23 protein-coding genes are annotated in these 26,004 nt (G+C 61.9%); 12 read left to right on the forward strand and 11 right to left on the reverse strand.

The window, feature by feature from the left end:
- Window positions 1-9: 9 nt before the first annotated feature.
- The 6 genes from ptsP to AC06G5_RS04970 all read right to left on the reverse strand — a co-directional run bounded on the left by ptsP (window position 10) and on the right by AC06G5_RS04970 (window position 7,007).
- Window positions 10-2,526, reverse strand: coding sequence for a phosphoenolpyruvate--protein phosphotransferase (gene ptsP / locus AC06G5_RS04945; RefSeq protein WP_480459047.1), 2,517 nt, complete (start codon window positions 2,524-2,526; stop codon window positions 10-12).
- 152 nt (window positions 2,527-2,678) lie between these two features.
- Window positions 2,679-3,701 carry an SIS domain-containing protein gene (locus AC06G5_RS04950; protein WP_413423683.1) on the reverse strand — a complete coding sequence of 341 codons (1,023 nt, stop codon included), beginning with the start codon at window positions 3,699-3,701 and terminating at the stop codon, window positions 2,679-2,681.
- The gene (nagA, locus tag AC06G5_RS04955) at window positions 3,682-4,788 is read right to left on the reverse strand and encodes an N-acetylglucosamine-6-phosphate deacetylase (RefSeq protein WP_413423681.1); all 1,107 of its coding nucleotides are present in this window, start codon (window positions 4,786-4,788) and stop codon (window positions 3,682-3,684) included. Before nagA ends, AC06G5_RS04950 begins: the two co-directional genes overlap by 20 nt.
- Window positions 4,789-4,818: 30 nt before the next feature.
- A complete protein-coding gene (locus tag AC06G5_RS04960; protein ID WP_413423679.1) occupies window positions 4,819-5,550 on the reverse strand; it encodes a GntR family transcriptional regulator in 732 nt (243 codons plus the stop codon).
- A 294-nt stretch (window positions 5,551-5,844) separates the two neighbouring features.
- Window positions 5,845-6,348 carry a L,D-transpeptidase family protein gene (locus AC06G5_RS04965; RefSeq protein WP_413423677.1) on the reverse strand — a complete coding sequence of 168 codons (504 nt, stop codon included), beginning with the start codon at window positions 6,346-6,348 and terminating at the stop codon, window positions 5,845-5,847.
- A 107-nt stretch (window positions 6,349-6,455) separates the two neighbouring features.
- Entirely contained in the window at window positions 6,456-7,007 is a 552-nt protein-coding gene (locus tag AC06G5_RS04970; protein WP_008016748.1) for an NUDIX hydrolase, read from the reverse strand.
- A gap of 147 nt (window positions 7,008-7,154) precedes the next feature.
- On the opposite strand from AC06G5_RS04970, the gene AC06G5_RS04975 reads away from it, so the two are divergent.
- From AC06G5_RS04975 to tadA, 12 genes are all read left to right on the forward strand, one after another.
- Window positions 7,155-7,754, forward strand: coding sequence for a CoA pyrophosphatase (locus tag AC06G5_RS04975; protein ID WP_413423675.1), 600 nt, complete (start codon window positions 7,155-7,157; stop codon window positions 7,752-7,754).
- A gap of 72 nt (window positions 7,755-7,826) precedes the next feature.
- Complete coding sequence (locus AC06G5_RS04980) at window positions 7,827-8,351, forward strand: gamma carbonic anhydrase family protein (protein ID WP_413423673.1); 525 nt, start codon at window positions 7,827-7,829, stop codon at window positions 8,349-8,351.
- The gene (locus AC06G5_RS04985) at window positions 8,348-8,563 is read left to right on the forward strand and encodes a DUF1289 domain-containing protein (protein ID WP_413423671.1); all 216 of its coding nucleotides are present in this window, start codon (window positions 8,348-8,350) and stop codon (window positions 8,561-8,563) included. The genes AC06G5_RS04980 and AC06G5_RS04985 overlap by 4 nt, the downstream gene beginning before the upstream one ends.
- Window positions 8,564-8,696: 133 nt before the next feature.
- On the forward strand, window positions 8,697-9,164 hold the full coding sequence (locus tag AC06G5_RS04990) for a preQ0 transporter (RefSeq protein WP_413423669.1): 468 nt from the start codon (window positions 8,697-8,699) through the stop codon (window positions 9,162-9,164).
- Between the two features lie 86 nt (window positions 9,165-9,250).
- Window positions 9,251-10,432, forward strand: coding sequence for a formate-dependent phosphoribosylglycinamide formyltransferase (gene purT, locus AC06G5_RS04995; protein WP_480459048.1), 1,182 nt, complete (start codon window positions 9,251-9,253; stop codon window positions 10,430-10,432).
- Between the two features lie 181 nt (window positions 10,433-10,613).
- Window positions 10,614-11,162, forward strand: coding sequence for a sugar ABC transporter ATPase (locus AC06G5_RS05000; RefSeq protein WP_413423665.1), 549 nt, complete (start codon window positions 10,614-10,616; stop codon window positions 11,160-11,162).
- Window positions 11,163-11,402: 240 nt separating this feature from the next.
- Entirely contained in the window at window positions 11,403-12,872 is a 1,470-nt protein-coding gene (gene guaB / locus AC06G5_RS05005; protein ID WP_413423663.1) for an IMP dehydrogenase, read from the forward strand.
- Between the two features lie 99 nt (window positions 12,873-12,971).
- The gene (gene guaA, locus AC06G5_RS05010) at window positions 12,972-14,549 is read left to right on the forward strand and encodes a glutamine-hydrolyzing GMP synthase (RefSeq protein ID WP_413423661.1); all 1,578 of its coding nucleotides are present in this window, start codon (window positions 12,972-12,974) and stop codon (window positions 14,547-14,549) included.
- A 250-nt stretch (window positions 14,550-14,799) separates the two neighbouring features.
- The gene (locus AC06G5_RS05015) at window positions 14,800-16,536 is read left to right on the forward strand and encodes a gluzincin family metallopeptidase (RefSeq protein ID WP_413423659.1); all 1,737 of its coding nucleotides are present in this window, start codon (window positions 14,800-14,802) and stop codon (window positions 16,534-16,536) included.
- A 4-nt stretch (window positions 16,537-16,540) separates the two neighbouring features.
- Window positions 16,541-17,887, forward strand: a complete 1,347-nt coding sequence (locus AC06G5_RS05020; protein WP_480459049.1) for a hypothetical protein — start codon at window positions 16,541-16,543, stop codon at window positions 17,885-17,887.
- Between the two features lie 409 nt (window positions 17,888-18,296).
- On the forward strand, window positions 18,297-19,673 hold the full coding sequence (locus AC06G5_RS05025) for a multicopper oxidase family protein (RefSeq protein WP_413423655.1): 1,377 nt from the start codon (window positions 18,297-18,299) through the stop codon (window positions 19,671-19,673).
- Window positions 19,673-20,170 carry a tRNA adenosine(34) deaminase TadA gene (gene tadA / locus AC06G5_RS05030; RefSeq protein ID WP_413423653.1) on the forward strand — a complete coding sequence of 166 codons (498 nt, stop codon included), beginning with the start codon at window positions 19,673-19,675 and terminating at the stop codon, window positions 20,168-20,170. Before AC06G5_RS05025 ends, tadA begins: the two co-directional genes overlap by 1 nt.
- Window positions 20,171-20,275: 105 nt before the next feature.
- Here tadA and cmoB read toward each other — a convergent pair whose 3' ends face one another.
- The 5 genes from cmoB to lon all read right to left on the reverse strand — a co-directional run bounded on the left by cmoB (window position 20,276) and on the right by lon (window position 25,816).
- On the reverse strand, window positions 20,276-21,232 hold the full coding sequence (gene cmoB, locus AC06G5_RS05035; RefSeq protein WP_413423651.1) for a tRNA 5-methoxyuridine(34)/uridine 5-oxyacetic acid(34) synthase CmoB: 957 nt from the start codon (window positions 21,230-21,232) through the stop codon (window positions 20,276-20,278).
- Window positions 21,229-22,008: a carboxy-S-adenosyl-L-methionine synthase CmoA gene (gene cmoA / locus AC06G5_RS05040; RefSeq protein ID WP_413423649.1), complete on the reverse strand. Its 780-nt coding sequence runs from the start codon at window positions 22,006-22,008 to the stop codon at window positions 21,229-21,231. The genes cmoB and cmoA overlap by 4 nt, the downstream gene beginning before the upstream one ends.
- A gap of 152 nt (window positions 22,009-22,160) precedes the next feature.
- Entirely contained in the window at window positions 22,161-22,796 is a 636-nt protein-coding gene (locus AC06G5_RS05045; protein WP_413428037.1) for a lysoplasmalogenase, read from the reverse strand.
- A gap of 2 nt (window positions 22,797-22,798) precedes the next feature.
- Window positions 22,799-23,191 (reverse strand): protease inhibitor I42 family protein, encoded by a 393-nt coding sequence (locus AC06G5_RS05050; protein WP_008016732.1) that lies wholly within the window; start codon window positions 23,189-23,191, stop codon window positions 22,799-22,801.
- A gap of 207 nt (window positions 23,192-23,398) precedes the next feature.
- Window positions 23,399-25,816 (reverse strand): endopeptidase La, encoded by a 2,418-nt coding sequence (gene lon, locus AC06G5_RS05055; RefSeq protein ID WP_413703513.1) that lies wholly within the window; start codon window positions 25,814-25,816, stop codon window positions 23,399-23,401.
- Window positions 25,817-26,004 lie beyond the last annotated feature (188 nt).

A 26,004-nucleotide genomic window follows, 5' to 3' on the forward strand; every position in this document is an offset into this window, starting at 1 on the left:
GTTAAGAGCTCAGCTCAAAGGCCAGTGCTGGTGGCAGGCGTGACGCACCGCACCGGCGCTGCTCAGCTTGAGCAGGTCCAGGCTGATGCGCCGGCATTGGCTGGCATCGAGATGGCGTACACGATCCTTGATTTCACCGATCTGCACCGGGCTCACCGACAGTTCGCTCACGCCCAGCCCGATCAGCACTGGTGTAGCTAGCGGATCGGAGGCCAGCGCCCCACAAACCCCGACCCAGCGTTTGTGCTGTGCGGCACCTGCACAGGTCTGGGCGATCAAGCGCAGCAGCGCCGGGTGCAGGGCATCGACCCGGGAGGCGAGACCGGCGTGGTCGCGGTCCATGGCCAGGGTGTATTGCGACAGGTCGTTGGTGCCGATGGACAGGAAGTCCGCGTGCTCCGCCAACTGTTCAGCCAGCAGAGCGGCGGCCGGAACTTCGATCATCACCCCCAGCTCCGGGCGCTCACTCAGGCCCAGTTCGGTGCACAAGGCGTCGAGGCGCTGGCGGATATGCAGCAGCTCTTCGACCTCGGTCACCATCGGCAACAGGATCCGGCAACGGGACAACGGCGTGACGTGCAGCAGGGCGCGCAGTTGCTGGTCGAGCAATTCCGGGCGGGCCTGGGCCAGGCGAATGCCGCGCAGGCCGAGCACCGGATTGGCCTCGGCGGGCAGTGGCAGGTAATCGAGTTGCTTGTCGCCACCGACGTCGATGGTGCGGATGATCACCGACTTGTCGCCCATGGCATCGAGCACGGCCTGATAGGCGTGGTGTTGTTCCTGTTCGTCCGGGGCGGTGTGGCGGTCGACGAAGAGAAATTCGGTGCGCAGCAAGCCGACGCCGTCGGCGCCATTGGCCAATGCATCTGCCGCTTCGGTGCTGGACGCCACATTGGCGGCGACTTCGATGCGCAGGCCGTCGGTGGTCAGCGCAGGTGTATGCGCCTGGAGCTGTTGTTCGGCCCGGCGTTGCTGCTGTTGCTGTTGCTTCTGGCGCACGTCCGTCAGGCGCTCGGCGCTGGGTGTCAGTTCGAGGCGACCGCCGTCGGCGTCCAGCACTACCTGTTGCCCCTGTTGCTGATCGAGCAACGTCGAGCCCAGTGCGACCATGCACGGCAAGCCTTTGCCCCGCGCAAGGATTGCCACGTGAGACGTCGCGCCGCCTTCGGCCATGCACAAACCGGCGACACCTTGCTGACTCAGTTGCAGCAGATCGGATGGGGTCAACTCGTGGGCGGCGACGATGGCACCGGGTGGTACATCGTAATGCCAGGCTTCACCGAGCAGGACGCGCAGCACCCGTTGCTTGAGGTCGCGCAGGTCGTTGGCGCGTTCGGCCAGCAGCGTGCTGCCCAACTGCTGGAGCACGTCGCACTGCACCTCGATCGACTGGCTCCAGGCGTGGGTCGCCGCGGTGCCGAGGTCGATGGCCCGGCGGGCCGCGTCCAGCAATGCCGGGTCTTCCAGCAGCGCGAGATGGGCGGCGAAGATGGCTTCTTCGTCAGTGTTCCTGTGTTTTCTGGCCTGGTCCAGGGTGCCGGCGATTTCGCTGCGAACCTGGGTCAACGCAGTGTCGAGGGTTTGCCGTTGCTGCACCGGATCATTGTGCCCGGCATCCGCAGGCAGGCTGATCGCGTTCAAGCGCAACAGCGGCCCGCCGACCAGCCCCGGAGCGGCGCAGACACCGTGCAGCACACCGGCTTCGGCCACTCGGTTGCGCTGGATCATCGGTGCCGGGGCGGTGGCGTGATGCTCTTCGGCCAGTGCCGTGGACAGCGCAGTCAGCAAGGCTTGCAGTGCGGCTTCGGCATCCGGACCCTGGCAGCTGACCTGCACTTCGTCCTGCTCGCCGACGGCCAAACCCATCAGTCCGATCAGGCTATCGCAGGTCGCCGATTTACCGGCGAAATGCAGCCGGGATTTGCTTTTGAAACCCAGGGCGGTCTGACGGATCAACGCGGCTGGCCGGGCATGCAGACCGCCACGATGGGCGGTGCGGATGTGGCCGACCACTTCTTCGCCGGCAAGCTCCACGTCCGCCTGCGCACCCACGCCCTGGCGGCGAATGATGTGCAGCAACGGCTCGCCGACTTTCACTGACTTGAGGGTGATGGGTCGTGCCTGAAAGTCCTGGCTGTTGGTGAGGATCAGCAGGCTGACCAGGCTTTTGCATTGCTGCGCGACCTTGTCCAGGTCGTAGCGCAGCAGGGGCTGGCCATTGGCAACCCGTGCACCTTCCTGCACCAGCATCGAAAAGCCCTGGCCTTGCAGTTCGACGGTGTCGAGGCCCAGGTGCAGCAGCAGTTCGGCGCCGTTGTCCGCGCGCAGGGTCACTGCATGACCGGTGCGCGCGACATGCACCACCACGCCCGCGCAGGGCGCGTGCAGGGTATCGTTCAACGGGTCGATGGCGATCCCGTCGCCCATGGCGCCGCTGGCAAACACCGCATCCGGGACTTTGGCGAGCGTGAGCACCGGGCCGCTGAGCGGGGCGCTGAGGGTCAGCTCTTTATTGTTGTTGTGCATGGCTCGGTCTCATCAGGAAAACTATTGGGATCGACGCGGCCCCCCTGTAGGAGCGAGCTTGCTCGCGATGGTCGTCAACGAAAACGCGCGTTTGCTGGATAACCGCGGCGTTCTTTAGTCCATCGCGAGCGAGCTCGCTCCTACAAGGGTGGTTAGTGCGTACGAGTGACTTTGCTCAGGTGCCGCGGTTGGTCCGGGTCCATGCCGCGTGCAACCGCCAAACCGGCGGCCATCACGTAGAAACTCTGGATCGCCAGGATCGGATCGAGGGCCGGGTGCTCGGCGAGGGTCAGGGTCAGGTCGCGCTCGAGCACGTCATCCGGTGCGGCCAGCAGGACACGGGCGCCGCGCTGGCGCATGTCGGCGGCCAGGCTGAGCAAGCCGGCCTGTTCTGCACCGCGTGGGGCGAAGATCAGCAACGGGTAGTTTTCGTCGATGAGCGCCATCGGGCCGTGACGGACTTCGGCGCTGCTGAAGGCTTCGGCCTGGATCGCCGAGGTTTCCTTGAACTTGAGCGCCGCTTCCTGGGCGATGGCGAAACCGGCGCCACGGCCGATTACCATCAGCCGCTGACAATCGCGCAAGGCGTCGATGGCCGGGCTCCAGTCCTGTTGCGCGGCGTCGCGCAGGCCATCGGGCAAGGCAGAAACTGCCTCGAGCAGTTCGGCGTCTTCTTTCCAGTGGCCGATCAGGCGAGCGCTGGCGCTGAGGGTGGCGATGAAGCTCTTGGTCGCGGCAACGCTGCTTTCGGTGCCGGCACACAGCGGCAGGCTGAATTCGCAGGCGGCCTCCAGTGGCGAGTCTTCGGCATTGACCAGCGAAATGCTCAAGGCTCCGCGCTTGCGCAACAGGCGCAGGCTGTTGACCAGATCCGGGCTCTGTCCCGATTGCGAAAAGGCGAATGCCACCTGGCCGCTGACCTTCAATGGTGCCTGTTGCATGGTCACCACCGACATCGGCAGCGAGGCCACCGGGATGCCCAGCAGTTGCATGGTCAGGTAGGCGAAGTAACTGGCGGCATGGTCGGAACTGCCACGGGCCACAGTCATGACCACTTGCGGCGGCTGGCGGCGCAGGCGTCCGGCGATTTCGATCATCTGTGGGTCGAGTTGTTGCAACTGGACTTGCACTGCCTCGAACGAGGACAGCGCCTCTTCAAGCATTTTTGAAGTCAATGTCTTCTCCTTCGACCATGACGGCGGTCAGTTTCAATGAGCGATCCAGCCGCACGCAGTCGGCCCAGGCCCCCGGTTGCAGGCGCCCGCGTTCGGTGATGCCGAGGTAGTCGGCGGGGAATTGCGACAGGCGCTGCGAGGCTTCGGCGATGGGCAGGCCGATCTTCACCAGGTTGCGCAGGGCCTGATCCATGGTCAGCGTGCTGCCGGCCAGGGTGCCGTCGGGCAGGCGCACGCCGCCCAGGCATTTGGTCACGGTGTGGCTCCCGAGTTTGTATTCGCCATCGGGCATGCCGGCGGCCGCGGTCGAGTCGGTGACGCAGTACAGGCATGGAATCGAGCGCAGGGCCACGCGGATGGCGCCGGGGTGCACGTGCAGCAAGTCCGGAATCAGTTCGGCGTATTGGGCGTGGGCCAAAGCGGCGCCGACGATCCCCGGCTCACGGTGATGCAGCGGGCTCATGGCGTTGTAGAGGTGGGTGAAACTGCTGGCGCCGGCCTCCAGCGCAGCCACGCCTTCCTCATAGCTGCCCAGGGTGTGGCCAATCTGCATGCGGACGCCACGGCTGCTGAGGTCACGGATCAAGGCATCGTGACCGGCGATTTCCGGCGCGATGGTGATCACCCGGATCGGTGCGAGCGCCAGGTAGGCTTCGACTTCGGCCATCAGCGCCGTGTGGGCGAAGTTGGGTTGTGCGCCGAGCTTGCCGGGGTTGATGTACGGGCCTTCGAGGTGCACGCCGAGCACCCGGGCGCAGCCTTGGGGCCGCTGCTCGCAGAATTCGCCGACGGCCTTGAGCACGCTGGATATCTCGTCGCTCGGCGCGGTCATGGTGGTGGCCAGCAGCGACGTAGTGCCGAAGCGCAGGTGGGTTCGGGTGATCGTTTCGAAGGCCGGCGCGCCTTCCATGATGTCTTTGCCGCCGCCGCCGTGAACGTGCAGGTCGATGAAACCCGGGAGCAGGTATGGCAGGTCGTTGTCTGCCGGATCGCAGGGCTGGCCTTCGATCGACACGACTTTGCCGTGTGCGTGGACCAGTCGGCCGCGAACCCAGCCGTGAGCGGTGAGGATGTTGTCTTCGGACATGATCGGTCTCGGTTTTAACTGCGCGGCTACTTACCTGCGAAGCTCTGCCACAAAGTCGTAGTAGTCGTTGCGGCAATAGGTGTCGGTGACTTCGATTGGCGTGTTGTCTTCCAGGTAGCCGACCCGGGTCATCAGCAGCATCGCAGTGCCGGGGGCGATGCCGACCAAAGCTGCGAACTCGTCCGAGGCGTTGATCGCCTGGATATGCTGCAGGGCGCGGACAACCGGTTTGCCAATGCCGTCGAGGAATTCGTAGAGGGAGTCGCCGACCGATTGCGGGTTGGCAATGATCGAGGCGGGCAGGGTGCTCATCTCGATGGCCATCACGGTGTCGTCGGCCTTGCGCAGGCGTTTGAGCCGCGCGACCTTGTCATTGGGCGACAGGCCGAGGCGGATCAGCTCTTCGTGGGTCGGCAGGGTAATTTCCCGCTCCAGCCATTGCGAGCCGGGTACAAAACCCTTGAGGCGGAGCATTTCACTGAAACCGGAAAGGCGCGACAACGGTTGTTCGAGGCGTGGCGTGATGAAGGTACCGGAGCCCTGGTTACGGCGGATCAGGCCTTGTTCGAACAACACTTCCAGCGCCTTGCGGGCGGTGACCCGGGAGATGCCCAGCGTCTCGCTCAGATTGCGCTCCGACGGCATGGCCTGTTCGGCCTTCCACTGGCCGGCATGGATCGCCGCTTCCAGATTGCGTGCCAGTTGCAGGTACAACGGCGTGGGTTGGGTGTCGTCGGGGCGCAGGGCGCGGAGGTCATTCATGTAGGCATTGTCCGATGCGGTTGCAGGATGGTTGTCGCCCGGTAGTGAGGCGAAACTAATACCACTTGCATACCATGTCAACGCCGCCACCGGGCCTTTGGCTCGGGAAGTCCTGCCGTTTTGGCCGGTTTTTCAGAGGGTGGTTCTAAGTGGTATTAGCGCAGGGGGATGCAGCAGCAAAGATCGCAGCCTTCGGCAGCGTCGACAGGTCAGAGTGGTATCACTACTGTAGGCGCTGCCGCAGGCTGCGATTTTTTGAATTTATTTTTCGAGGGCGACCAATGGTCGGGGGAGTTACGGGCGGATCTCGATCATCGTGCCGTCCGGCACCAGGTTCCAGACTTCGCGCATGTCCATGTTGCGCATGGCGATGCAGCCGTCGGTCCAGTCCAGGGTGTGGAACAGGTCTTCCGGGGTGTCCTCGGTGTCCGGGGTGCCGTGGATCATGATCATGCCGCCGGGCTCGACGCCTTCACGACGGGCGCGGGCAGAGTCGCTGATGTTCGGGTAGGAAATGTGCATCGCCAGGTTGAAGCGGTCGCTGACCTTGCGCCAGTCAACCCAGTAGAAGCCTTCCGGGGTGCGTTTGTCGCCCTCCATCAGCTTTGGCCCCTTGGGCCGTTTGCCCAGGGAAATGCGATAGGTCTTGAGCGGCTTGCCGTCATTGATCAATTGCAATTGATGGGAAGACTTGAGAATCAGGATTTTCTCGATGACCTTGCCGTCCAGGGTTTCCACGGCAGAAGCCTGGGACACCGCGACGAACGACAAACAGAACAGGGCAAGCAACCAGCGCATTGAAACGATTCCCCAGGAGGTGTCGCGACTATTCATTTATAGATGTTTTTGTAGGAGCTGCCGCAGGCTGCGATTTTTCAGCGGCTACGAATGATACCAATATGGCATCAAATAATGGCAGGCTGAGCAAGCGGCGGGATCGATTCAGACCGTACGGGATAGACCTCGGTCCGCCGGTCAGCGAAGAAGCATTCTAAGGTACGACCTACCGTGCGGAAAGCCAGCTCATCCCAAGGAATGTCCGCTTCGTCGAATAGTTGCACTTCCAGGCTCTCGGGGCCGGCGGAAAAATCCAGGTCCGCCAGCTCGGCACGGAAGAACACATGCACCTGGCTGATATGTGGCACGTCGATCAGCGTATAGATGCTCAGGTTGCGCACCCGGGCGCAGGCTTCCTCGGCGGTTTCGCGAATGGCGGCCTGTTCGATGGTCTCACCGTTCTCCATGAAGCCGGCGGGCAGGGTCCAGTAACCGCGTCGCGGCTCGATGGCCCGCCGGCACAGCAGCACCTTGGTGCCCCAGGTCGCCACGCAGCCGGCGACGATGTTGGGGTTCTGGTAGTGGATGGCCTGACAGCTGTCGCAGACAAAACGCAGGCGCGAATCGCCTTCGGGAATGCGCTGGGTCACCGGGTTACCGCACTGGCTGCAAAATTTCATGCTGGGGTTCCTGAATGCTGCGCCTATCTTGGCGTGCGGCAGTGTCTGTCGGCAAGTTGTCGTTTCGCGACATGGGTCTGTTGCGGGGGTTGGGCGACCGCAGCGATTGGTGCATGATGCCGGGTAAGGCACAGATCGAGAACACTCATGCTGGACGAGCTACTGCATCGGGTTAGTAACCACACTCCGCGCACATTGGAGACCGACCGTCGTTTTCCCGAGGCCGCGGTGCTGGTGCCCATCACACGCAGTGACGAGCCTGAGCTGGTGTTGACCCTGCGTGCCAGCGGCCTGTCGACCCATGGCGGCGAAGTCGCCTTCCCCGGTGGTCGCCGCGACCCCGAAGACCCCGACCTGATTTTCACCGCCCTGCGTGAAGCCGAAGAAGAGATCGGCCTGCCGCCGGGGCTGGTCGAGGTGATCGGCCCGCTCAGCCCGCTGATCAGCCTGCATGGCATCATGGTCACGCCCTATGTCGGGGTCATCCCGGATTTTGTCGAATACCGGGCCAACGATGCCGAGATCGCCGCGGTGTTCAGCGTACCGCTGGAATTCTTCCGCAAAGACCCCCGCGAACATACCCATCGCATCGACTATCAGGGCCGCAGCTGGTACGTGCCGAGCTATCGCTATGGCGAATACAAGATCTGGGGGCTGACGGCGATCATGATCGTCGAGTTGATCAACCTGCTGTATGACGCCAAAATCAGCCTGCATCAGCCTCCCAAAAGCTTTATCAATATCTGAAGCCATCATTCGCATGGCCTGAATCCTGATTTTGCTGAAAAAAAGCCTGCCTGAGCCTTGAGGAAAACAACAATGAAATATCGTCTGGGCGACGCCCGCGTCGAAACCCATCCACAGAGCTGGGTCGCCCCCAATGCCGTGCTGGTGGGCAAGGTCAAGCTGGAAGAGGGCGCCAACGTCTGGTTCAACGCCGTGCTGCGTGGCGATAACGAGTTGATCCTGATCGGCAGGAACAGCAACGTCCAGGACGGCACCGTGATGCACACCGACATGGGCTATCCGCTGACCATCGGCACCGGCGTGACCATCGGCCACAACGCCATGCTCCACGGCTGCACTGTCGGCGACAACAGTCTGATCGGCATCAACGCGGTGATCCTCAACGGTGCAAGGATCGGCAAGAACTGCATCATCGGCGCCAACTCGCTGATCGGCGAGGGCAAGGAAATTCCGGATGGATCGCTGGTCATGGGCTCACCCGGCAAAGTGGTGCGCGAACTGACCGAGCCGCAAATCCGGATGCTGGAGGCCAGCGCTGCTCACTACGTGCACAACTCGCAGCGTTATGCCCGCGATCTGGCCGAGCAGGAAGAATGAGCACACCCGAACGCCCGGTGCCATCGCCCTGCGTGAACATTTGCGCGCTGGATGACGATGATGTCTGCACCGGTTGCCAACGCACGGTGGAGGAGATCACCCGCTGGAGCCGCATGACCAACGAAGAGCGGCGCCAGGTGCTGGGGTTGTGTCATGAGCGGGCGAAGGCCAGTGGGTTGGTCTGGATGATCGGGGCAAAACCGCGGTTGTAGGAGCGAGCTCGCTCGCGATGGACTGAGGAACACCGCGGGGTGTCAGATTCGCCGCGTTATCGTTCACGACCATCGCGAGCAAGCTCGCTCCTACAGTATCCTGTGCGGCAAATTCACAGGTACTTCCCCGCCCATGTTCTTCCTCATCGCCTACATCGGCAGCGTCGTGCTGATCAACTACGCCTTTTCCACCGCCCCGCACCTGGACATCATCTGGTCGGCCTGGGGCGGGCTGGTGTTCGTGTTGCGCGACATGGTGCAAGCCCGATTCGGCCATGGCGCCCTCGTGGCGATGCTGGTGGCGCTGGTGTTGTCCTATGTCACCTCCGATCCGTCCATCGCCCTGGCCAGCGCCACGGCGTTCGCGGTTTCCGAGTGCATCGACTGGCTGGTGTTCAGCATCACCAGGCGCCCGCTGCATGATCGGCTGTGGATAAGTTCGGCCCTGAGCATTCCCCTCGATACCTTTATCTTTTTCGGCATGATCGACGCCCTGACGCCGGGGGTGATCCTCACTGCCCTGGGCTCGAAGTTCGCCGGGGTCACCGCCGTGTGGCTGATCATGGCCTGGCGCCTGCGCAAACAGGCTGTCGTCGGCTGAAGTTCATGTAAAATGCCGCGCTTTCTCCCCATGGATCGCGCCTGGTGCGCCGTATCCTCGATGATCCGCTTCTTGAGGACCTTCAGATGACCCGTATCGGAACTCCATTGTCGCCTACCGCGACCCGCGTATTGATGTGTGGCTGTGGCGAGTTGGGCAAGGAAGTGGTGATCGAGCTGCAACGTCTGGGCGTTGAAGTGATTGCCGTGGATCGCTACGCCAACGCGCCGGCCATGCAGGTGGCGCACCGCAGCCACGTGATCAACATGCTCGACGGCGCTGCCTTGCGTGCCGTGATCGAAGCCGAGAAACCGCACTTCATCGTGCCGGAAATCGAAGCCATCGCCACCGCGACCCTGGTGGAGCTGGAGGCCGAAGGTTTCAACGTGATCCCGACCGCCCGCGCCGCGCAATTGACCATGAACCGCGAAGGCATCCGTCGCCTGGCGGCTGAAGAGCTGGACCTGCCAACCTCGCCGTACCACTTCGCCGACACCTTCGAGGACTACAGCAAGGCCGTCGAAGACCTCGGTTTCCCGTGTGTGGTCAAGCCGGTCATGAGTTCCTCGGGCAAGGGCCAGAGCCTGCTGCGCAGCGTCGATGACGTGCGCAAAGCCTGGGACTACGCCCAGGAAGGTGGCCGTGCCGGTAAAGGTCGGGTGATCGTCGAGGGCTTCATCGATTTCGACTACGAAATCACCCTGCTGACCGTGCGCCACGTCGGCGGTACCACTTTCTGCGCGCCGGTTGGCCACCGTCAGGAGAAGGGCGACTATCAGGAATCCTGGCAGCCGCAAGCCATGAGCCCGATTGCCTTGGCTGAATCCGAACGCGTTGCCAAAGCCGTGACCGAAGCCCTGGGTGGCCGTGGTCTGTTCGGGGTCGAATTGTTCATCAAGGGTGATCAGGTGTGGTTCAGCGAAGTTTCGCCGCGCCCGCACGACACCGGCCTGGTGACCCTGATCTCCCAGGACTTGTCGCAGTTCGCCCTGCATGCACGGGCCATTCTCGGCCTGCCGATCCCGTTGATCCGTCAGTTCGGGCCATCGGCCTCGGCGGTGATCCTGGTGGAAGGGCAGTCGACCCAGACCGCATTCGCCAATCTGGGCGCAGCCTTGAGCGAGCCGGATACCGCGCTGCGCCTGTTCGGCAAGCCTGAAGTCAACGGCCAGCGCCGCATGGGCGTTGCCCTGGCTCGCGACGAGTCGATCGAAGCCGCCCGCGCCAAGGCGACCCGTGCATCGCAGGCGGTTGTTGTCGAGCTGTAAAAACAGCTGCGGCGGGCCTATACCTTCTAAAGGCTCGCCTACTGATCCTTGTAGGAGCGAGCTTGCTCGCGATGGACTAGAGGGTGACGCGTTCAATCAGAAAGTACGCGTTATCGTTAACGACCATCGCGATCAAGCTCGCTCCTACAGGTCATTTATCAATGCTTCAGGCCTGTACCCCATGAATTCGCAAAGCATCATCGTCCCGAAAATCTCCACACTGCCGGTGCACGAGCCCCGAGCTCGGGCGATCGTGCGCTGGCTGGTGCGCAAGAACATCGTCCAGGAAGAGCTGACCACGTGCGGCCGCACCGGCAATCGCATGGGCCACGCCATCGCCGAGGGTGCCCGTGAGGTGGTGCTGCACCCGGACGCGCTGCCATTCGGCGAGCCGGTCAATGGTCTGGAGATCGTCACCAAGCGCTGCATCTATACGCCGGCCAAGGGTTTTCTTGGCGAAGCGGGCTGCGCCGAGTGCCGCAAGGAAGTGGGTGAAGCCCTGTTCGAAAGCCTGGAAGACTGGATGCCGGGGCGTACCGATAACTTCACTTGCCCTGAGTGCGGGCATGAAGACGACATCAACGGCTTCCTGTTCCTGCAGGAATGCGGCTTTTCCAACCTCGGTTTCATCTTCAACAACTGGGCCGAAGCCGGGTTCAAGCAGAGCTTTCTCGATGAATTCGCCGATTGGCTCGATCAGCCGGTCAGTTGGGTGAAAGTCGAACTCTGATGACCGTTGTAGGAGCGAGCTCGCTCGCGATGGTCGTGAACGATGGCGCGTGCTGTCTGAAAACAAACGTCGCCTTCAAGCTCATCGCGAGCAGGCTCGCTCCTACAAAAAAGCAGCAATACAGCGGATGGAATCCCCGTATATCAGTAATGCCAATAATAGACAGAGTTTTACATTGAACCCGAAGGGGTGTCTGACTATAATGGCGCGCTTCCATTTTCCCGCTCGGGAGCCCCCGCGATGCTGCGTATCAGCCAAGAAGCTCTGACATTCGACGACATTCTCCTAGTGCCCGGTTATTCCGAGGTGCTTCCTAACGAAGTCAGTCTCAAGACCCGCCTTACCCGTGGCATCGAGCTGAATATTCCACTGGTCTCCGCCGCCATGGACACCGTCACTGAGGCCCGTCTGGCAATCGCCATGGCTCAGGAAGGTGGTATTGGCATCATCCACAAGAACATGACCATCGAGCAGCAAGCTGCCGAAGTCCGCAAGGTCAAGAAGTTCGAAGCCGGTGTGGTCAAGGACCCGATCACCATCGAGGCTGACGCCACGGTGCGTGACCTGTTCGAACTGACCCGCATGCACAACATTTCCGGCGTTCCGGTGCTGCACGATGGCGACCTGGTCGGCATCGTCACTTCCCGTGACGTGCGCTTCGAAACCCGCCTGGATGCCACCGTACGTGAAGTGATGACGCCTAAAGAGCGTCTGGTCACGGTCAAGGAAGGCGCCAACAAGAACGAAGTCCGCGAGTTGCTGCACAAGCACCGCCTGGAAAAAGTCCTGATCGTCGACGACAAGTTTGCCCTCAAAGGCATGATGACCGTCAAAGACATCGAAAAAGCCAAGGCTTACCCGCTGGCCAGCAAGGACGATCAAGGTCGTCTGCGCGTCGGTGCTGCCGTTGGTACCGGTAAAGACACCGGTGACCGCGTTGCCGCCCTGGTCAATGCCGGCGTTGACGTGGTGGTGGTCGACACCGCTCACGGTCACTCCAAAGGCGTGATCGACCGCGTTCGCTGGGTTAAAGAGAATTTCCCTGAAGTGCAGGTGATCGGCGGCAACATCGCCACCGGCGCTGCCGCCAAGGCCCTGGCCGAAGCGGGCGCTGATGCGGTCAAGGTCGGTATCGGCCCTGGCTCGATCTGCACCACCCGTATCGTCGCCGGTGTCGGCGTGCCGCAAATCAGTGCCATCGCCAACGTCGCCGCTGCCCTTGAAGGCACTGGCGTACCGTTGATCGCCGACGGCGGCATCCGTTTCTCCGGTGACCTGTCCAAGGCCATCGTGGCCGGTGCTTCCTGCGTGATGATGGGCTCGATGTTCGCCGGTACCGAAGAAGCGCCGGGCGAGATCGAACTGTTCCAGGGCCGTTCGTACAAGGCTTATCGCGGCATGGGTTCGCTGGGCGCCATGTCCCAGGCCCAGGGTTCCTCCGACCGTTACTTCCAGGACTCCTCGGCAGGCGCCGAGAAGCTGGTTCCGGAAGGCATCGAAGGGCGTGTTCCGTACAAGGGCACCCTGAGCGCGATCATCCACCAGTTGATGGGCGGCCTGCGCTCCTCGATGGGCTACACCGGTAGCGCCAACATCGAAGAGATGCGCACCAAGCCCGAGTTCGTGCGGATCACCGGCGCAGGCATGGCCGAATCCCACGTTCACGACGTGCAGATCACCAAGGAAGCGCCAAACTACCGCGTAGGTTGAGCCTTCAAGCAACAAGCTAAGCAACCGGGGCTGTTTTATTCAGCCCCGAGTTGTTTCTGAATCACGACTGTTTCTGAATGACTTAGACGAGACTGAATCATGGCCCTCGATATTCACGCTCACCGCATCCTGATCCTCGACTTCGGTTCCCAGTACACCCAGCTGATCGCCCGCCGCGTGCGTGAAATCGGCGTGTACTGCGAACTGCACCCGTTCGACATGGACGAGGATGCGATCCGCGAGTTCGCGCCAAAAGGCGTCATTCTCGCTGGCGGCCCGGAGTCCGTGCACGAAGCCAACAGCCCTCGCTGCCCGCAGGCAGTCTTTGACCTGGGCGTGCCGGTCTTCGGTATCTGCTACGGCATGCAGACCATGGCCGAGCAACTGGGCGGCAAGGTTGAAGGTTCCGAGCTGCGTGAGTTTGGTTACGCCCGTGTCGACGTGGTCGGCAAGAGCCGCCTGCTCGACGGCATCGAAGACCACATCGACGCCGACGGCCTGTTCGGCCTCGACGTGTGGATGAGCCACGGTGACAAGGTCACCCGCATGCCGTCCGACTTCCATATCCTGGCCAGCACCCCGAGCTGCCCGATCGCTGGCATGTTCAGCGACGAGCGTCGCTACTACGGCGTGCAGTTCCACCCGGAAGTGACCCACACCAAGCAGGGCGGCCGCATCCTGTCGCGCTTCATCCTCGACATCTGCGAGTGCGAAGCGCTGTGGACCCCGTCGAAGATCGCTGAAGACGCCATCGCCCAGGTGCGTGCCCAGGTCGGTACCGACAACGTGCTGCTCGGCCTCTCTGGCGGCGTGGACTCCTCGGTAGTTGCCGCGCTGCTGCACAAGGCCATCGGCGACCAGCTGACCTGCGTCTTCGTCGACAACGGCCTGCTGCGCCTGCACGAAGGCGAGCAAGTGATGGCCATGTTCGCCGAGAACATGGGCGTCAAGGTGATCCGCGCCAACGCCGAGGACCAGTTCCTCAACAACCTGGCCGGCGAAGCTGACCCTGAGAAGAAGCGCAAGATCATCGGCCGTACCTTCATCGACGTATTCGATGCCGAATCCTGCAAGCTGGACAACATCAAGTACCTGGCACAGGGCACCATCTACCCGGACGTGATCGAGTCGGCTGGCGCGAAAAGCGGCAAGGCCCACGTGATCAAGTCGCACCACAACGTGGGCGGCCTGCCGGAAGAGATGAACCTGAAACTGGTCGAGCCACTGCGCGAGCTGTTCAAGGATGAAGTCCGTCGTCTGGGCCTGGAACTGGGCCTGCCGTACGACATGGTCTACCGTCACCCGTTCCCGGGCCCGGGCCTGGGCGTGCGCATCCTCGGTGAAGTGAAGAAGGAATACGCCGACCTGCTGCGTCGCGCCGACCACATCTTCATCGAAGAACTGCGCAAGGCCGACTGGTATCACAAGGTCAGCCAGGCATTCGTGGTGTTCCAGCCGGTTAAATCGGTTGGCGTGGTCGGTGATGGCCGTCGTTACGCCTGGGTCGTGGCCCTGCGTGCCGTGGAAACCATCGACTTCATGACCGCGCGTTGGGCACACCTGCCTTACGAACTGCTGGAAACCGTCAGCGGCCGCATCATCAATGAAATCGAAGGCATCTCCCGCGTCACCTACGACGTGTCGAGCAAGCCGCCGGCGACCATTGAGTGGGAATGAGGGTGGTTGAACTGCCTATGTGAATCAATGGCTTAGAGGAGGGCTGTCGATGATCGTGAGTACGATATCGATTGCGGCTTCCCAAACTCTAAGCCGTTGAATTCCTTGGGGTGAACGGCAGCGCCTGCGGCTTGATGGGCAAATTCGGCGCAAGCCGAAATGAGTTCATCTACTCTACCCAAACCAGATGATGCGCACGCAGTACAACGCATAAAGTCTGTGAGTAGCTTTTTCGCAAGAGGACGCTTCCATGACTGTTCTGCAATCCGTGCGTAAACTTACCGTCATCGCCAAGGATCCCGGTCTGCGCCTGGGCGACAACGGACCCATAGTGTTCGCGCAGGTCGACGTCCCCGCCGAGATGCTGGATTGGGGCCCCACTGGCTACAGGATCAAGGTGGTCGACTACAACGCGACCGAGCGGCGCGCCTACGCCAATCGCCAACGCTACCAAGACGTCAATGTCTTGCTCGATCCCTTCGCGCCGCAGGACGGCGAAACACTGCACGACAAGGCCTACCAGGCCCGCCTGCTCGCGAATCCCAATTTCCATGCCCAGAACTGCTATGCGATCGCGATGCGCACGCTGGGTCTGTTCGAGCGCGCGCTCGGTCGCCGCGTCCGCTGGTCGTTCGGCGGTCATCAGCTGCACATTGCGCCACATGCCTTCGCGCTGGCCAACGCCTTTTATTCAGAGCCCGACAGGACGCTGATGTTTGGCTACTTCTTCGACGACAAGATGCAGCCGGTCTTCACCGCGCTCAGCCACGACGTCATTGCACATGAGACGACGCATGCGGTATTGGACGGCCTGCGCACGCGCTACACGGAGCCCTCTGGTCCCGACCAGGCCGCCTTCCATGAAGGCTTCGCCGACATCGTTGCGATCCTCTCGATCTTCTCGCTACCCGAAGTGGTCGCAGCGGGTCTGGGCTTCAATGACAAACTGCCGGGCCTCGGCGAGCCGATGCAGCTGATCCCTGCCGAGAAGGTGACGGGCGATGTCATACGATCGTCGATCCTGCTCGGCATTGCTGCAGAGATCGGCGCCATTGCCGATGGTGGGCGCGAGGCTCTGCGCCAATCAGTCAAGATCGCGCCTGATCCGGACATTCTCAACGCCTCCGAAATGCTGGAGCCGCACCGACGAGGGGAAGTCCTCGTGGCAGCGATGATGCGCGCCTTCGTCGAACTATGGACCGAACGCATCGCCCAGCTCGGCACATTCGAAGGTGGTGGCTACAACCTCAAGTCTGTCGTCGAGGAAGGAGCCAAGGCCGCTGCGCAGTTGTTGCAGATGTCGATCCGTGCGATCGACTACTGTCCACCGACCGATCTCGATTTTGGCCAGTTCCTGGCCGGGCTGCTCACGGCGGATCGCGAGCTGGTGCCGGATGACAGCCGGTTCGGTTATCGCTCGCAGATCAGGAATTCCTTCAAGGCTTATGGCATCGCCCCGCCCTGCGGACAAACTGACACCGACGGATGCTGGTCGCGTTTTTCGACGCCGGATGAGCTGCAGTATTCGCGCAGCAATGCCGAAGCGCTGACGCGTGACCCTGATGAATGCTTTCGCTTCCTTTGGGAAAACCGCGAGGCACTCCGCATCACCGATCGGGGCTATACGGAAGTGCAGTCGATCGACGCGGCCGTGCGTGTCGATCCCGACGGCATTCCGTTCAGGGAAACGATTTGTCAGTACGTCCAGATCGGGCATTTCTTCGGATCCGAGCTGATGTCGGAGTGCGGCATCAAACCCTTGCCCGAGGGCTTCACGACCCGCACGCGGGCCGATCTCTTCGGCGGTGGTGTCGTCGTCTTCGACCAGTACGGTCGCGTCAAGTACCACATCTGCAATGGCCTGCTCGATGGCGCTCGGCAAGTGCGGCGCCTCGAGTACCTGCGCGATACAGGGCAACTGGGCATGCCACGGGAAGAGGCGCGCATGCGCTTCTCGAACATGCATCTGGCGCGCATGGAGGATTGACTCCATGGTCACTACCGCTCACGCCGCAGCACCGCACCCCGTCAAGGCGACAATTCGTGCCTACCAGGTCGGATTCGGCGACTGCTTTCTTCTGCGCTTCGACTACAGCGACGACAGCGCCAGGCACATCCTGATCGATTTCGGCAGCACCGGCATGCCGAAAAACGATCCGAAGGCGGACATGAAGCACGTGGCCGACGACATCGCGCAGCAATGTGGCGGCAAGCTCGATATCGTGGTCGCCACCCACCGGCATGCCGATCACATCAGCGGGTTCGCGACGTCCGACAATGGCGATGGTCCTGGTGATGTGATCCGGGCACTGAAGCCTGATCGCGTGCTGCAGCCATGGACCGAGGCGCCCGAAGCACCTGAGAACTGGGCGGGCCCGACTGATGCGGCAGCGGCGAAGAAGGCGTTTGACACGCGTGTTGCCTCGCTCGAAAGCATGCATGCCATCGCCGAATCGGTGGTGCGGCGTCTTGACGGCGAGAAGGGCTTCAACGCCCAGTGGCCGTTCGCCGACCGCCTGCGCTTTCTCGGCGAGGACAACATCAAGAACCTCTCCGCGGTAAAGAACCTGATGACCATGGCCGGTGATGAGACACGCAACGTCTATCTGTTTCACGGCTGTGATGTCGCTCTCGATGAAGTCCTGCCGAGCATCAAGGTGCACGTGTTGGGCCCCCCGACATTGCAGCAGTCGAAGTCGATCAAAAAGTATGCGAAAGCCTCGAGCGATTACTGGTTGCGTGCGAATCCCCTGGTGGCTCTCGGTGTGGATGGCGAGCTGGCTACGCAGTCGAACAGCAAGCTGTTCCCACAGCTATCGAAAGAAGAAATGTTTCGCAAGACGAGCCTGCCAAGCGAGATGCGCTGGGTCGCGGAACGGGTCGACAACGCGGAAGCTGATCAATTGCTCGGGATCGTCACGGCGCTGGATGACGCCATGAACAATACGAGCCTGATCCTTTTGTTCGAAGCGGGAACCAGGAAGCTGTTGTTTCCCGGTGATGCGCAACTGGAGAACTGGAACTACGCGCTCCAATCGGAGATGGCGGAACTGCTCGACGACGTCGATTTCTACAAGGTCGGACATCACGGCAGCCTGAACGCAACGCCCAGGGCGATGTGGAGCCGCTTCAACAAACGCAACGAGGAACAGACACCCGATCGCCTCAAGACCGTGATGTCAACGATGGCGGGCAAGCATGGTGGCAAGAAAGGTGCACCGACTGAAGTGCCGCGCATACCACTGGTGGACGAACTGAAGGCCCAATCGGAGCTTCACAACACGCAGGATCTGAAAGCCGGCGATCTTTGCGAGATCATCGTGATCGACCTGAGATGAAGAAAACCATTGGGTGAGAAGGATCCAGCGCCATCCAGGGCATCTCGACCTGAAAGCGCAAATCGTTTTTCACAAACTCGCTCGTATGCAGGTCGGCGTTGTCCTGATCGGTGGCGCGGAAGCGGTGGATCAGCGGGACTCAATTGAGTTCATCGGCTCTCGTTCCTTGAGAAAATGGATGTCGAAGATGCCCCGTACGCTCTAGCAATGTGCACTACATGGTTACGCCCATTTGCGATTCGATTTCGGGTACGGACAGGGCTGTACCGCGTCCCGATTTAGCCTGTATGTCCGATGCCGCCCTGCGTCCATCCGCCGCGCAGCCCTTACTGTTTCGCAATCGCAGGTGTATCGTATTCGCCTTTTGCGGGCCGTGGGCCTGTTGCTGATTCGTGAGGTAGTTGAGTTCATGTCGTTTACCCGTCGCCAAATACTCGGTGGTCTGGCCGGTCTTGTTGTCGTTGGCGTGGGAGCCGGTGGCGCGTCGCGCTACTGGCTGGGCAAGATGGCCGACGCAGATGCCGGTCACGACTATGAACTGATCGCCGCACCGCTGGACGTCGAACTGGTGCCGGGGCACAAGACCGAGGCTTGGGCCTTCGGCCCGTCGGCACCAGGCACCGAGTTGCGCGTGCGCCAGGGCGAATGGCTGAGGGTGCGTTTCATCAATCATCTGCCGGTCGCCACCACCATCCACTGGCACGGCATCCGCCTGCCGCTGGAAATGGACGGTGTGCCTTATGTGTCGCAATTGCCGGTACTGCCGGGTGAATATTTCGACTACAAGTTCCGCGTGCCTGACGCTGGCAGTTACTGGTATCACCCGCACGTGAACAGCAGCGAAGAGCTTGGCCGTGGGCTGGTCGGGCCGTTGATCATCGAAGAGCGCGAGCCGACCGGATTCAAGTACGAGAAAACCTTGAGCCTCAAGAGCTGGCATGTCGACGAGGTGGGCAATTTCGTCGAGTTCAGCATTCCCCGTGAAGCGGCCCGTGGCGGTACGGCGGGGCGTCTGTCGACCATCAACGGGGTCTCGCAGCCGGTGATTGATTTGCCAGCCGGGCAGATCACCCGTGTACGCCTGCTCAACCTCGATAATACTTTGACTTATCGCCTGAACATCCCCGGCGTCGAAGCGCAGATCTATGCACTGGACGGCAACCCCATCGAGCCACGCCCGCTGGGCAAGGAGTACTGGCTCGGCCCCGGCATGCGCATCTGCCTGGCGATCAAGGCGCCAGCGGCCGGTGAAGAGTTGTCCCTGCGCAACGGTCCGGTGCGCCTCGGCACCTTGCGTTCGGTGGCCAATGGCGACGCGCCGACCGAGTGGCCGCCGGCACTGCCGGCCAACCCGATCGCCGAGCCGGACCTGGCCAATGCCGAGAAACTCAACTTCAATTTCGAATGGGTGGGCTCGGTGTCGGTCAATATCGACAACGGCAAGCCGCCAAGCCTGTGGCAGATCAACGGCAAGGCTTGGGACATCACCGACAAGACTTGCGCCGACCGCCCGATTGCCAAGCTTGAGAAGGGCAAGAGCTACATCTTCGAATTGAAAAACATGACTCAGTATCAGCACCCGATTCACTTGCACGGCATGAGCTTCAAGGTCATCGCCTCGAACCGGCACAAAATCATTCCGTACTTCACCGACACCTACCTGCTGGGCAAGAACGAGCGCGCCCAGGTGGCGCTGGTGGCGGATAACCCTGGCGTGTGGATGTTCCATTGCCATGTGATCGACCACATGGAAACCGGCCTGATGGCCGCGATCGAGGTGGCGTGATGCGTCAGATTCGACCCGCCGCCATTATCGACCGCAGCCGTGATCGGGACTTCATGCGTGAAGCCCTGGTGCTGGCCGCGCAAGGTGCCGCCCTCGGTGAAGTGCCGGTGGGCGCGGTGCTGGTGCAGGACGGTGAAATCATCGGTCGCGGCTTCAATTGCCCGATCAGTGGCAGCGACCCGAGCGCCCACGCCGAGATGGTCGCCATTCGCGCTGCCGCCCAGGCCGTGAGCAACTATCGCCTGCCAGGCAGCACGCTGTATGTGACCCTGGAGCCGTGCAGCATGTGTGCGGGCCTGATCGTGCATTCGCGGATTGCGCGGGTGGTGTACGGCGCGCTGGAGCCCAAGGCCGGGATTGTGCAAAGCCAGGGGCAGTTCTTTACCCAGGGCTTCTTGAATCACCGGGTGCTGTATGAAGGCGGGGTGTTGGCGGAGGAGTGCGGGGCGGTGCTGAGCGAGTTCTTCAAGGCCCGGCGCGCCAAGCCCTCAGACTGAACACCGAACCTCTGTAGGAGCGAGCTTGCTCGCGATGGAGTGTCAGGCTAAGTGGTGTCGACTGACACACCTTCGCGAGCAAGCTCGCTCCTACAGATTCTTGCGTTACTTTCTGGCGACGATGACAGCCCGCATCGGTGCCGGTAAACCTTCGATGGTCTTGCTGTGATCTTCCGGATCAAGGAAGTCACTGAGCGACTGATACTTCATCCACTCCGTCCCGCGCTGTTCCTCGATCGTGGTGGTGCTCACATCCACGCACTTCACATCGGTGAACCCGGCACGACGCAGCCACAACTCCAGCGCCGGCACCGATGGCAGGAACCACACGTTGCGCATCTGCGCGTAACGGTCTTCCGGCACCAGTACCTGGTGTTTATCGCCTTCGACCACCAGGGTTTCCAGCACCAGTTCACCACCCTTGACCAGGCAATCCTTCAGCGCCAGCAAATGCTCGATGGGCGAGCGGCGGTGGTAGAACACGCCCATGGAAAACACCGTGTCGAAACCTTCGAGGTTCGGCGGCAGGTCTTCGAACGGGAAGGGCAGGTGCCAGGCATTGGGCTTGGACAGGTAACGTTGCACCGCCTGGAACTGGCAGAAGAACAGCCAGTTCGGGTCGACGCCGATCACGCTGTCCGCGCCGGCGCCAAGCATGCGCCACATGTAGTAGCCGTTGCCGCAGCCGACATCGAGGATGCGCTTGCCTTTCAGATTCAGGTGCGGGGCGACCCGCGACCATTTCCAGTCCGAGCGCCATTCGGTGTCGACGTGCACGCCGAACAGGTCGAACGGCCCCTTGCGCCATGGCGACAGGCCCATCAACGCGGTGCGCATTTGCGCGCGGGTTGCGTCATCGCAATCGGTGTCCAGCTTCAAGCCGTTGAGCAAATCGACTTCAGTTGGCTGGATCTGTGGCAGGGCGTCCAGCGCGCTTTGCCAGCGCTCCAGGTCGCCATGACCTTTTTCCATTTTCTTGTCGAGTTGCGCTTGCAGGGTGTTGGCCCAGTCGGCCAGCGGTGTTCCGGCCAGACGGCGGGCGAGGGGGGACAGATCAATCATGGCAAGGCAATCAACGAGGCAAAGTTAAGACACTGGAACCACGGCACGACTTTCGAGAACCCGGCGGCCAGCAGGCGTTCGCGGTGTTCTTCGAGGCTGTCGGGCTTCATGACGTTTTCGATGGCGCTGCGCTTCTGGGCGATTTCCAGCTCGCTGTAGCCGTTGGCGCGTTTGAACGCCACGTGCAGGTCAGTGAGCAACGCGTGTTCTTCGGCATCGTTGAAGCGCAGCTTCTCCGAGAGGATCAGCGCGCCACCGGGCAGCAGCGATTGGCGGATACGCGTCAGCAACGCGGTGCGCTGGTCCGGGGCGATGAATTGCAGGGTGAAGTTCAACGCCACCACCGAGGCTGGCTGAAAGTCGAGGGCAAGGATATCGCCTTCGATCACCTCGACCGGCAGCAGCTCCTGGAACATCGAATCCTGTCCGTTGAGGTACTCGCGGCAGCGTTCGACCATCGCTGCCGAGTTATCCACAGCGATCACCCGGCAACCGTCGGTGCGCACGTGCCGGCGCAGGGCCTGGGTCACGGCACCCAGCGACGAACCCAGGTCGTACAGCACGCTGCCCGGCTGGGCGAACTGCGCGGCGAGCACACCGAGGTTTTCAACGATGGTCGGATAGCCCGGCACCGAGCGCTTGATCATGTCCGGGAACACCCGCACCACGTCCTCGTTAAAGGCGAAGTCAGGCACCTGGGCCAGAGGCTGGGCGAAAAGGCGATCGGGTTCTTTGCTCACGGCGGTTCCAGCGGTGTAGGTGGAAAAGGCCGGCATTTTAGCCAAGTTGGCGCGCTGATGCGCGGGTTGTCTGATAAACCGGCGGGCAGGTCCGGATTCTTCGTTGGCCGTGAGATTGCTTTCGCGAGCAAGCCCGCTCCCACATTTGACCGCATTCCAATGTGGGAGCGGGCTTGCTCGCGAAGAATTCAGCGCGGTTTTGTGCCAAACGCCGAAGCGGTGATCCCCCATTGCCCCAGCCAATAACTGAGGATGATCACGTAAGGCGCCGCGTCGAATGGCACTACGAAACGGCTGATGCCAATCACACTGTCGGAAAACACAAACGCCACGGCCCCGCCCGCCGCCAGCAGCGCTGAACGCTTGGAAACATCGGTACCGAGCCGCGCGAGGGCGCGCCAGAGCATGGCGCTGATCGCCAGGCCGTAGACGATAACCGGGATCAACAATGGCCCCAGCCCATGGGAAATCAGAATTCCCAGCAGAATGGCGCCGACACTGAGGGCAATGAACAGCGGCAGCAACGCCGGACGCCGGCAATCGCTCAGGTAGGCTTTCAGATAGGCCAGATGCGCAACCAGAAACGCGCCCAAGCCAAACACGAACAAGTCCCCCGGCCACGCCAGCAGCACGTCGCCGAGCAAGGAGAAGATCAAGCCCAGGCTGATCCAGCGTCGATATTCGCCGGGCGGTGCGTCGTGCAGCCACCCGAGCAGCGCCAGCACCGGCAGTGGCTTGACCAGCAGGCACAGGAGAGACGCATGCACGCTCAGGCCGTAAAGAAAGGTTACCGCGCCCATTAGCGCCAGAATCAGCCAACCCACGGTCAGTTAACCGAGATCGCGCAGTCGAAGGATTCGACCGGCAGCACTTCCGGCGCCCACGGCTGTTGCGAGGTCAGGCGCAAACGCCCGGTGCCGGTCGCAAACGCCTGGAAGCGCCAGGTCGATACCCCGGCCGCGCCGACGATGCCGGCATCTTCCGGGTTTCGATAAACCTCTGGCCCCAGGGCGTGCAAGACACCACCAGCCGAATCCTGGATCGCCCAGCGATAACCCGTGGTCGGATTGCTCGGCAGGGTCAGGATCAGGTTTTGCCCGTTGGTGAGTTTCACCGGACATTCGCTTTGTTTTTCCACGGTCACGTTCTGTTTCGGTTGCGTGGCACACGCGGCCAGCAAGGCGAGGGCGAGGGGGACAAGCAGGCGAATGGGGGACATGAGGTCAGTGGCTCCGGCGTTCACGACGAACGGCGAGCATAACCGAGATGAGACAAAGTGTGACAGCTGCGGGAATTGGTGTTGTGAGTACCGACGCCTTCGCGAGCAAGCCCGCTCCCACATCAGACCGAGTGGCTTGCTGATTACGCGATCAAATGTGGGAGCGGGCTTGCTCGCGAAGACGATGGAGCAGGCGCTAGTGATATATCAGAACAGCACCTTCGCCACATCCGCAAAGCGCTTGGCAAAGTGCACGGTAATGCCTTCCGTCAGGTATTCCGGTAGCTCCTCGAAGTTCCCGCGGTTGGCCTCTGGCAGAATCAGTTCGAAGATCTTCTGCCGCCGCGCCGCAATCACTTTTTCCCGCACCCCGCCAATCGGCAATACATGCCCGGTCAACGTCAGTTCGCCGGTCATGGCCACGCCTTTTTTCGGCGGCTGGTTGCGCGCCAGCGACAGCAGGGCGCTGGCCATGGTCACGCCGGCGCTCGGGCCGTCTTTCGGCGTGGCGCCTTCCGGCACGTGCAGGTGGACGAAGGCTTCGTCGAAGAACTTCGGATCGCCGCCATACGACTTCAGGTGCGAGCTGACGTAGCTGTAGGCGATCTCCGCCGACTCTTTCATCACGTCACCCAGCTGCCCGGTGAGCTTGAACCCACGGTTGAGGGTGTGGATGCGCGTGGCTTCGATCGGCAGGGTGGCGCCGCCCATGCTGGTCCAGGCCAACCCGGTGATCACGCCGACACCCGCCAGCACCTGCTCGTTGCGGAACACCGGCTTGCCGAGGGAGGCCTCCAGGTCTTTCGGCCCGAGCTTGATCACAGCCTGCGGCTCGTCGAGCAGTTTCATCACCGCCTTGCGCACCAGTTTGCCGAGGTTTTTTTCCAGCTGGCGCACGCCGGCTTCACGGGCATAACCGTCGACCAACGCCTTGAGCGCGCTGTCGCTGATGCTCAGGCTGCTCTTGGACACGCCGGCTTTCTCAAGCTGCTTGGGCCACAGGTGACGTTTGGCGATGGCGACTTTTTCCTGGGTGATGTAACCCGACAGGCGGATCACTTCCATCCGGTCCAGCAGCGGGCCGGGGATCGAATCGAGGGTGTTGGCGGTGCACACGAACAACACTTTCGACAGGTCCAGACGCAGGTCCAGATAGTGGTCGAGGAATTCGACGTTCTGTTCCGGATCGAGGGTTTCCAGCAGCGCCGAGGCCGGGTCGCCCTGGTAGCTCTGGCCCATCTTGTCGATCTCGTCGAGCATGATCACCGGGTTCATCACTTCGACGTCTTTCAACGCCTGGACCAGTTTGCCCGGCTGCGCGCCGATGTAGGTGCGGCGGTGGCCCTTGATCTCGGCTTCGTCGCGCATGCCGCCGAGGCTGAAACGATAGAACGGCCGGCCCAGGGATTCGGCGATGGATTTGCCGACGCTGGTCTTGCCCACGCCCGGCGGACCGACCAGCAGTACGATGGAGCCGCTGATCTCGCCTTTGTACGCCCCGACCGCGAGGAATTCGAGGATGCGGTCCTTGATGTCGTCGAGGCCGGCATGATGTTTGTCCAGCACCTTGCGCGCGTGCTTGAGGTCGAGTTTGTCCTCGCCGTAGACGCCCCACGGCACCGAGGTTGCCCAGTCGAGGTAGTTACGGGTGACTGCGTACTCGGGCGAGCCGGTTTCCAGCACCGACAGCTTGTTCATCTCTTCTTCGATGCGCTTTTGCGCTTGCGACGACAGCACCTTGCCGGTCAGTCGTTGCTCGAACTGTTCGAGGTCGGCGCTGCGGTCGTCCTTGGTCAGGCCCAGCTCCTGCTGGATGACCTTGAGTTGTTCCTTGAGGAAGAACTCGCGCTGATGTTCGCCGATCTTGCGGTTAACTTCGGCTGAAATCTCTTTTTGCAGGCGCGCGACCTCGACTTCCTTGCGCAGCATCGGCAGGACTTTTTCCATGCGCTTGAGCATGGGCACGCAGTCGAGCACTTCCTGCAGTTCGCTACCGGTGGCCGAGGTCAGCGCGGCGGCGAAATCGGTCAGCGGCGACGGGTCGTTGGGGCTGAAGCGGTTGAGGTAGTTCTTCAGCTCTTCGCTGTACAGCGGGTTGAGCGGCAGCAGTTCCTTGATCGCATTGATCAGCGCCATGCCGTAGGCCTTGACCTCGTCCGTCGGCTCGGTGGGCTGGTGCGGGTATTCGACTTCCACCAGGTACGGCGGGCGGTGATGCTTGAGCCAGGTCTTCAGGCGCACACGGGTCAGGCCCTGGGCGACGAACTGCAGCTTGCCGTTTTCGCGGCTGGCGTGGTGCACCTTGACCAGGGTGCCGTACAGCGGCAGGGCCGAGGTGTCGAAGTGGCGCGGGTCTTCCTGGGGCGTGTCCATGTAGAACAGGGCCAGAGAGTTGTGTCCGGACTTGGCCACCAGGTCGAGCGTCTCGGCCCATGGCTCTTCATTGACGATGACCGGCAACACCTGGGCCGGGAAAAACGGTCGGTTGTGGATCGGGATGATGTAGACCTTGTCCGGCAGGTTCTGGCCGGGCAGGGCCAGGCCTTTGCCGGCTGTGTGGTGCGGTGCGTTTTCCGGGTCTGCGTATTCGCTCGGGTCTTCGGGGAATTCTTGCTGGTCGCTCATGGGGGCACCTGCGCAATGGGTATGGGTCTTAGATGGGGCAGGTTGGCGGTGGTTTCAACGGTCATTTTCTGCAACGCGGTGTTTCGAAGGCGTGTTCAGCGCAGAGACAGGTTAGCTGGATTTCGGCATGACACCGGCCCCCTGTAGGAGCGAGCCTGCTCGCGATGGTGTGTCAGTCGGCATCAATT

The organism is Pseudomonas sp. WT-JTC, assembly GCF_056711565.1.